The sequence below is a fragment of the 'Fragaria x ananassa' phyllody phytoplasma genome (genome assembly GCF_018274325.1).
Classification (GTDB): Bacteria; Bacillota_I; Bacilli_A; order Acholeplasmatales; family Acholeplasmataceae; genus Phytoplasma.
In genome coordinates, this window is record NZ_JAGVRH010000013.1 from 1 (window position 1) to 8,465 (window position 8,465).

Below are 8,465 nucleotides of genomic sequence, written 5' to 3' on the forward strand. Positions count from 1 at the left end.
GAAACAATAGAATTAAAAAAATAATTGCAATTACTATAATCCATATTTTTACAATAATTTTTCTTTTTTTATTCATAATTAAAAATTTATAACTCTTTGAACAGTTCCATCATCATTGTACAAAGTACGTTTGAATTTTGTGGAATTATAGTTATATTCATCAATATGACTAATTGTTTTTCCATCATCTTTGTAAAAAGTAAATTTAATTATACTACCAGTATTTTTGTCATATTCGGCCATAAGATTAATTGTTTTACCATCATCTTGATAAACTGTTTCTTTAATCATTTTTTGAGTATCTTTATCATATTTTTTAATATAATGAATTGTTTTACCACCATAATAATAAATTATTTTTTTAATCATATTATGAGTATCTTTATCATATTCTTCAATTCGATGAATTGTTTTTCCATCATTTTGATATTTAGTAGATTTGATCATATTATGAGTATCTTTGTCAAATTCATTAATATATTTAATTGTTTTTCCATCATCTTGATAAACTGTTTCTTTAAATTTATCACCTTGAGAATTTAAGAATTCTATTTTTCTTATTATTTTAGTACCTGGTTGAAAAATAACATTTTTAGTTGTAGTTAATGCATCAATTTCTTTATCAGCTTTAGCCATAATAGCATTATATGTTTTTGCTTGTTCCTCTGGGGATGGAATATTAACTTGAGGTTGAACATTTTCTTGTTTCTCTGGGGATGGAATATTAAATTGAGGTTGAACATTTTCTTGTTCTTGTTGTTTTGGGTTTTCAATTTTAACTTTATTTTCATTAATAGTTAATAAAAGAATAATTAATAAAAAAAGAATAGTTGCAGTAATAAATAAACCCCAAATGATAAAAATAATACATTTTGATTTGTTTTTAATATTATTTTCCAATTTTATTTACCTCTTTGATTATAATTTTGATTATTTATTGATTTAACAACGTTATTTCTTTTTTGTTGTAAATTAAGTTTATATTCTAACTCAAATATCTTTTTTTTGTAATTTAATTAAATCAGTTTTATCAAGAATATTGGTTTTAATTGATGGTGATGGTTTAATAAGCGACTTTGATTTGTTAAATATTTTAATTAATTTGATAATTAATTTAAATGGTAATTTGATTATTTTAAAAATTATTTTTATTATTATTTTAATAATATTAAAAATAGGAGAAACTACAAAAGCTAATACAGTAATAAAAATTAAAAAATAAAAAATAGTTAAAGCAAATTGAAGAATTATCTCTATACTATTAAAAATATTACCTAAACTAAAATTAACATCTTGAAGAGCAATTATACTGTTAAATCTAACCTTACAAAATGATATAATAATAGTAACATAGATTTTTATTTTTGCAATAAATTCATCTATGTTGTAATTGAATATTTGCATTTTATATGCATCCTTTCGTATGTAGTTATATAAATCTTTTTGCTTTTGGTAGGGCTAGGATTTACATAACTATTTTTTTTATATATTTTTTTAATGTGGGCTTAATATAACAAAAATGACCCTACATATACGCAAGTTCGGACAAACATATACATAGAGTCATTAATAATTTTAACATTTTTTTATCTGTTAATATTAATATTTCATTATTTCCGAACTTGAATACACTTATATTATAACAAAAAATACAGGAAAAAACACATAAAATTAAGAAAAAAAGCATTTAAATATAAAAATATTTTAAATATCTAAATCTATATTTAAAGTTTTTTTAATAAAAGCTTTTTGTTCTTTTTCATTTAATTTTTTTAGTTGAAATTTATTTAATAAAGTATTAGGTTTTTTAAAAGGTTTATCATATTTCATATCCACTTGATTCCAAACACTATAATAAATATATTTCGAATCAATATTAATATGTAATTTACAACGACGTTTTAATTGTATAATACTTTCATCTTTTTTAAAAATATCTTCAAAAAAATCATCAATAGTTTTAACAGTGGTTATAATAATTAATTTACATTCTAATACTTTATTTTTATAACGACTTTTAACACTTGAGGCAGTATTATTATCTAACATTTTTAATAAATCTGACAAACCTAAACAATTACTACGTAAATCATCTAAAATAATACATTCCTCGCCCCGATAATCATCTAAAACATCATTAGAACCTGATGAAATATAAGCTTGATAATTATTATCTTTGGCTATTTTTTTAGCTAAAGTAGTTTTACCTGATCCACTTATACCAGTGATAAAAACACATTCCATTTGTCTATCTAATCCTTTCAAAGTATTAGTTCTATACTTAAATGCTTTTTCTATTGTTGCAGAATAAATATTATTCTCTATAATAGAGATGTGGTTAGTGATGTTGTACTCTTTTATTTCTCCTGATTGTATTTTAAATAAAATCTCTTGCAAACGAGAATCTATTTTATATTTACGTAGGAAAATATCTTGCTGTGCTTCTGATTTCCAATCGAAATTGCTAACCACTGCTTTTTCGTCATATTGGTGTTTATCAGAACGATTCGCATGAATCATATACATTAAAGCATCACTGAATCTTCCTTTGATCTTAGAAACAAAGTTATCTTCAGTATTAAACCATTGAGCAATATGTTTTGTATCATATGAATTATTAAATCTTAAATATATATGATAATGAGGGGATTTTAAATCTCCTATTTTTTTATCATTCAATGCAGCTTCTTTTTCATTTTGATAAGTATCTTTATCATGCAAAATATAAGCATAATTTTGGATAGCTTTATTTTTTGATTCTAAAATAGTTTCAATTTTAGTGTTATTAATTTTATCAGCATTAATAACAAGTTCACATATTTTTAATTTCATTTTTTAAAGTTTTCCTTTTAATATTTTTATAAAATGGATATATATTTTCGCTACTCCTTTACCGATAGTTCACGGTAAAGGCGCTCGATATAATTATAACATATCTATGCAACGATTGCAACCAAAAAGTACCCTTAAACAGTTGCAAAACGCAAATTAAATATTAAGTAAAAACCTAATAAAAAGACTATTATGTGCAACCAATACCCCGCCATATAGACAAGCCCTATATGGCGATTAAATTACTGAGGATTTTATATGTTTTGCAACCTATATTTTCAGGGGATGACGCAAAAATACCCTAAATCAAGGAAAAACCTATCGAATCAGGGTATAAAAAAAATGACCCTACATATATCTAACGATTCACTGAAATATATATGTAAGACCATTAATAATTTTAACATTTATTTATATTAAAATAAATTATAAATATTTTTATGTTGACATAAATCTTAATTTAAATTAAGATAAAAAAAACTTAGTCACTTCATTTATCCGTCTTATCAATCCTAACTCACAATATAGCATTAAGCATAAAAACTCACATAAAAAAATACTTTTTTTACATTCGTTTTTATTGCGCTTAATGCTTTTATATATTGTGAGGATTGACAAGCGGATGAAAGCGACCAAGCTCTCTTAAAAAAGACACTTCTAATTGTATGAGGATTAACAAACGGAATCAGCAAACACAGATCTAAAAAAGAATGAGTGGTGGAGTTAAAAGGAATAGTGCATTATTTAATAATATTCTACCCTCTTGCTGAGCATAAACTTGTAAATAAGATATTTTATATTAAAAAAACATTAAAAAGCCTTTAAAGGGCAAAATAATGAGTTTTAGAGGTATTTTAGATTAGATAGATTGATTAAAATTAATATTCCGCGGAACTAAAAATTTATTATTAAATAAAACCCCTATTAATTTAGGGGCCTTTTTTTTATTTATCTTTACTATCTAAAAAAATAACATTTTTAACAATTACTTTAATAGTGGATTTAATTTCACCATCATTATTAGTATATTTTTCAATCGATAAAGAACCCTCTAAATATACTTTTGAACCTTTATGTAAATATACACTCATGTTTTCAGCTTGTTTACGAAAAATTATACAAGGAATAAATTGAACTTTATCTTTGATATTGACAGCTACTTGAAAATCTAATTTAGAAATTTCACCATTAGAAGTACTAATTCGTTTTAAATCTAAATCATGAGTGATATTACCAATTAATTGAACTTTGTTTAACATTGTATTTTTCCTTTCTTAATAATTTATAGTAATAAAGTCATAACTGGTGCCATTTGACCCAAAGATGCACCCAAAGATGCAAAGATAGGAGGGAAAGTAACAGCAGCAATAATAACTGCACCAGCGCCCAAAGTTGTGATTGCAATACCTTTAATTAATTCATCATTATTTGTATTAGTTTTATCTGGCATATAATTAACTTCTGGTTTCGGTAATTTAACAATTGAATCATATGATTCTTGTTTAGTTTCTAATTGGTTTTGATATTGTAATTCTTTTAATGCTTTTAACCTTTTAAAAGCATTCATTAAATTAATAATATTATTAACTTTATTAGTATCATAAATATATTGAGTTTGAGGTTGATGTTGGGTTTGTTTATCTTGATTATTTTGAGATTGCTTTTTGAATAAAGGTAATTTAGGTAATGATAAACCTAATAGAAACAATAGAATTAAAAAAATAATTGCAATTACTATAATCCATATTTTTACAATAATTTTTCTTTTTTTATTCATAATTAAAAATTTATAACTCTTTGAACAGTTCCATCATCATTGTACAAAGTACGTTTGAATTTTGTGGAATTATAGTTATATTCATCAATATGACTAATTGTTTTTCCATCATCTTTGTAAAAAGTAAATTTAATTATACTACCAGTATTTTTGTCATATTCGGCCATAAGATTAATTGTTTTACCATCATCTTGATAAACTGTTTCTTTAATCATTTTTTGAGTATCTTTATCATATTTTTTAATATAATGAATTGTTTTACCACCATAATAATAAATTATTTTTTTAATCATATTATGAGTATCTTTATCATATTCTTCAATTCGATGAATTGTTTTTCCATCATTTTGATATTTAGTAGATTTGATCATATTATGAGTATCTTTGTCATATTCTTCAATGTATTTAATGGTTTTTCCATCATCTTGATAAATTATTTCTTTAAATTTATCACCTTGGGAATTTAAGAATTCTATTTTTCTTATTATTTTAGTACCTGGTTGAAAAATAACATTTTTAGTTTTAGTTAATGCATCAATTTCTTTATCAGCTTTAGCCATAATAGCATTATATGTTTTTGCTTGTTCCTCTGGGGATGGAATATTAACTTGAGGTTGAACATTTTCTTGTTTCTCTGGGGATGGAATATTAAATTGAGGTTGAACATTTTCTTGTTCTTGTTGTTTTGGGTTTTCAATTTTAACTTTATTTTCATTAATAGTTAATAAAAGAATAATTAATAAAAAAAGAATAGTTGCAGTAATAAATAAACCCCAAATGATAAAAATAATACATTTTGATTTGTTTTTAATATTATTTTCCAATTTTATTTACCTCTTTGATTATAATTTTGATTATTTATTGATTTAACAACGTTATTTCTTTTTTGTTGTAAATTAAGTTTATATTCTAACTCAAATATCTTTTTTTTGTAATTTAATTAAATCAGTTTTATCAAGAATATTGGTTTTAATTGATGGTGATGGTTTAATAAGCGACTTTGATTTGTTAAATATTTTAATTAATTTGATAATTAATTTAAATGGTAATTTGATTATTTTAAAAATTATTTTTATTATTATTTTAATAATATTAAAAATAGGAGAAACTACAAAAGCTAATACAGTAATAAAAATTAAAAAATAAAAAATAGTTAAAGCAAATTGAAGAATTATCTCTATACTATTAAAAATATTACCTAAACTAAAATTAACATCTTGAAGAGCAATTATACTGTTAAATCTAACCTTACAAAATGATATAATAATAGTAACATAGATTTTTATTTTTGCAATAAATTCATCTATGTTGTAATTGAATATTTGCATTTTATATGCATCCTTTCGTATGTAGTTATATAAATCTTTTTGCTTTTGGTAGGGCTAGGATTTACATAACTATTTTTTTTATATATTTTTTTAATGTGGGCTTAATATAACAAAAATGACCCTACATATACGCAAGTTCGGACAAACATATACATAGAGTCATTAATAATTTTAACATTTTTTTATCTGTTAATATTAATATTTCATTATTTCCGAACTTGAATACACTTATATTATAACAAAAAATACAGGAAAAAACACATAAAATTAAGAAAAAAAGCATTTAAATATAAAAATATTTTAAATATCTAAATCTATATTTAAAGTTTTTTTAATAAAAGCTTTTTGTTCTTTTTCATTTAATTTTTTTAGTTGAAATTTATTTAATAAAGTATTAGGTTTTTTAAAAGGTTTATCATATTTCATATCCACTTGATTCCAAACACTATAATAAATATATTTCGAATCAATATTAATATGTAATTTACAACGACGTTTTAATTGTATAATACTTTCATCTTTTTTAAAAATATCTTCAAAAAAATCATCAATAGTTTTAACAGTGGTTATAATAATTAATTTACATTCTAATACTTTATTTTTATAACGACTTTTAACACTTGAGGCAGTATTATTATCTAACATTTTTAATAAATCTGACAAACCTAAACAATTACTACGTAAATCATCTAAAATAATACATTCCTCGCCCCGATAATCATCTAAAACATCATTAGAACCTGATGAAATATAAGCTTGATAATTATTATCTTTGGCTATTTTTTTAGCTAAAGTAGTTTTACCTGATCCACTTATACCAGTGATAAAAACACATTCCATTTGTCTATCTAATCCTTTCAAAGTATTAGTTCTATACTTAAATGCTTTTTCTATTGTTGCAGAATAAATATTATTCTCTATAATAGAGATGTGGTTAGTGATGTTGTACTCTTTTATTTCTCCTGATTGTATTTTAAATAAAATCTCTTGCAAACGAGAATCTATTTTATATTTACGTAGGAAAATATCTTGCTGTGCTTCTGATTTCCAATCGAAATTGCTAACCACTGCTTTTTCGTCATATTGGTGTTTATCAGAACGATTCGCATGAATCATATACATTAAAGCATCACTGAATCTTCCTTTGATCTTAGAAACAAAGTTATCTTCAGTATTAAACCATTGAGCAATATGTTTTGTATCATATGAATTATTAAATCTTAAATATATATGATAATGAGGGGATTTTAAATCTCCTATTTTTTTATCATTCAATGCAGCTTCTTTTTCATTTTGATAAGTATCTTTATCATGCAAAATATAAGCATAATTTTGGATAGCTTTATTTTTTGATTCTAAAATAGTTTCAATTTTAGTGTTATTAATTTTATCAGCATTAATAACAAGTTCACATATTTTTAATTTCATTTTTTAAAGTTTTCCTTTTAATATTTTTATAAAATGGATATATATTTTCGCTACTCCTTTACCGATAGTTCACGGTAAAGGCGCTCGATATAATTATAACATATCTATGCAACGATTGCAACCAAAAAGTACCCTTAAACAGTTGCAAAACGCAAATTAAATATTAAGTAAAAACCTAATAAAAAGACTATTATGTGCAACCAATACCCCGCCATATAGACAAGCCCTATATGGCGATTAAATTACTGAGGATTTTATATGTTTTGCAACCTATATTTTCAGGGGATGACGCAAAAATACCCTAAATCAAGGAAAAACCTATCGAATCAGGGTATAAAAAAAATGACCCTACATATATCTAACGATTCACTGAAATATATATGTAAGACCATTAATAATTTTAACATTTATTTATATTAAAATAAATTATAAATATTTTTATGTTGACATAAATCTTAATTTAAATTAAGATAAAAAAAACTTAGTCACTTCATTTATCCGTCTTATCAATCCTAACTCACAATATAGCATTAAGCATAAAAACTCACATAAAAAAATACTTTTTTTACATTCGTTTTTATTGCGCTTAATGCTTTTATATATTGTGAGGATTGACAAGCGGATGAAAGCGACCAAGCTCTCTTAAAAAAGACACTTCTAATTGTATGAGGATTAACAAACGGAATCAGCAAACACAGATCTAAAAAAGAATGAGTGGTGGAGTTAAAAGGAATAGTGCATTATTTAATAATATTCTACCCTCTTGCTGAGCATAAACTTGTAAATAAGATATTTTATATTAAAAAAACATTAAAAAGCCTTTAAAGGGCAAAATAATGAGTTTTAGAGGTATTTTAGATTAGATAGATTGATTAAAATTAATATTCCGCGGAACTAAAAATTTATTATTAAATAAAACCCCTATTAATTTAGGGGCCTTTTTTTTATTTATCTTTACTATCTAAAAAAATAACATTTTTAACAATTACTTTAATAGTGGATTTAATTTCACCATCATTATTAGTATATTTTTCAATCGATAAAGAACCCTCTAAATATACTTTTGAACCTTTATGTAAATATACACTCATGTTTTCAGC

9 protein-coding genes are annotated in these 8,465 nt (G+C 23.3%); all 9 read right to left on the reverse strand.

The annotated features are described in order from the left end of the window. Window positions 1-78: 78 nt before the first annotated feature. Window positions 79-900, reverse strand: a complete 822-nt coding sequence (locus J8J04_RS02605) for a DUF2963 domain-containing protein (RefSeq protein WP_212332040.1) — start codon at window positions 898-900, stop codon at window positions 79-81. 90 nt (window positions 901-990) lie between these two features. Beyond that, entirely contained in the window at window positions 991-1,404 is a 414-nt protein-coding gene (locus tag J8J04_RS02610) for a hypothetical protein (protein WP_225885836.1), read from the reverse strand. Window positions 1,405-1,704: 300 nt separating this feature from the next. Continuing rightward, window positions 1,705-2,832: a Rep family protein gene (locus tag J8J04_RS02615; protein ID WP_212332043.1), complete on the reverse strand. Its 1,128-nt coding sequence runs from the start codon at window positions 2,830-2,832 to the stop codon at window positions 1,705-1,707. Window positions 2,833-3,776: 944 nt separating this feature from the next. Then, the gene (locus tag J8J04_RS02620) at window positions 3,777-4,091 is read right to left on the reverse strand and encodes a single-stranded DNA-binding protein (RefSeq protein WP_212332046.1); all 315 of its coding nucleotides are present in this window, start codon (window positions 4,089-4,091) and stop codon (window positions 3,777-3,779) included. A gap of 23 nt (window positions 4,092-4,114) precedes the next feature. Then, entirely contained in the window at window positions 4,115-4,609 is a 495-nt protein-coding gene (locus tag J8J04_RS02625) for a hypothetical protein (RefSeq protein WP_212332049.1), read from the reverse strand. A 2-nt stretch (window positions 4,610-4,611) separates the two neighbouring features. Then, entirely contained in the window at window positions 4,612-5,433 is an 822-nt protein-coding gene (locus J8J04_RS02630) for a DUF2963 domain-containing protein (RefSeq protein ID WP_212332052.1), read from the reverse strand. Between the two features lie 90 nt (window positions 5,434-5,523). Continuing rightward, window positions 5,524-5,937 (reverse strand): hypothetical protein, encoded by a 414-nt coding sequence (locus J8J04_RS02635; RefSeq protein WP_225885836.1) that lies wholly within the window; start codon window positions 5,935-5,937, stop codon window positions 5,524-5,526. Between the two features lie 300 nt (window positions 5,938-6,237). Next, window positions 6,238-7,365 (reverse strand): Rep family protein, encoded by a 1,128-nt coding sequence (locus J8J04_RS02640; RefSeq protein ID WP_212332043.1) that lies wholly within the window; start codon window positions 7,363-7,365, stop codon window positions 6,238-6,240. A 944-nt stretch (window positions 7,366-8,309) separates the two neighbouring features. Next, on the reverse strand, window positions 8,310-8,465 hold a 156-nt coding region (locus J8J04_RS02645), incomplete at its 5' end, for a single-stranded DNA-binding protein (protein ID WP_212332055.1).